At 38.6% G+C, this 1,000-nt stretch carries 1 pseudogene; it reads right to left on the reverse strand.

Annotation, left to right across the window (positions count from 1 at the left end):
- Nucleotides 1–921 (reverse strand): annotated as a pseudogene (locus AVJ19_RS21135) (IS3 family transposase); the annotation flags it as partial.
- Nucleotides 922–1,000 lie beyond the last annotated feature (79 nt).

Below are 1,000 nucleotides of genomic sequence, written 5' to 3' on the forward strand. Positions count from 1 at the left end.
AGACACCCCGATAAAGATACTCGTGTTTTTTTGTTCGAAGTTGCTAGGTGATAAATATCCCAATGTTGAATGCAAACGGACTTGATTGTAAAACACCGTGATGTAATGACTAATGTCTTTAATTGCTTCTTGATGGTTTGCATAATAAGTTTGCCAAACACGTTCCATCTTTAGATTTAAAAAGAACCGCTCCATCACGGCATTATCATAGCAAAGACCTTTATGACTCATACTGCATACAATATCGTGCTGGTTAAGCAACGCTTGATATTGCTGTGAGCAATATTGACTGCCTCTGTCTGTATGCATAATTAACCCTTTAGGTGGCTGTCGGGTATAAATCGCGATCTGTAATGCTGTGCAGACCAGATCTGCTGTCATACGACTGGATAGGCTATAACCTACGATTTTACGTGAATATAAATCCATCACGGCAGCCAAATATAACCAACCACTTGCTGTCCAAATATCTTGCGAAGCAGTGCTTCTCATATCAGCAACCCATGCTTTGTTAACCACGTCAGGATTAAATTGCTGAACTAACACATTATCAGCAACTTTCATTTTGTGTTTTGAATCTGTAGTCTTGGTAAATGCTCGTATCCATGTCGTTTTTAATCCTTGTTCACGCATGATTCTACGCACCTTATATCGACCAATTGCAATATTCTCAGCATGTAAAGCTCGTTGAATCCTACGACTACCATAGTTTTGACCACTCATTTTAAAGATGGTGCAAATCTGCTCAGTGATGAACTGTGTACGTTGACAAGTTTGCTTGGGTTTGACTTGCTTATGCCGATAAATACTTGAACGGTTTAATCCTAACAGACTGCAAATTTGCTTTATTGGATGCTCTTTGCATTGTTCAAATAATTCAGATTCATCTACGTTGTTGGTTTGATGAAGCAAGTCATAGCCTTTTTTAAGATATCGACATCACCTCTTAAGCGTTTGTTTTCTAATTCAAGTTCACGAATTCTGCGTTGATCAGAGGTGA

The sequence above is a fragment of the Acinetobacter sp. CFCC 10889 genome, assembly GCF_003268395.1.
In the GTDB taxonomy this organism is placed as follows: Bacteria; Pseudomonadota; Gammaproteobacteria; order Pseudomonadales; family Moraxellaceae; genus Acinetobacter.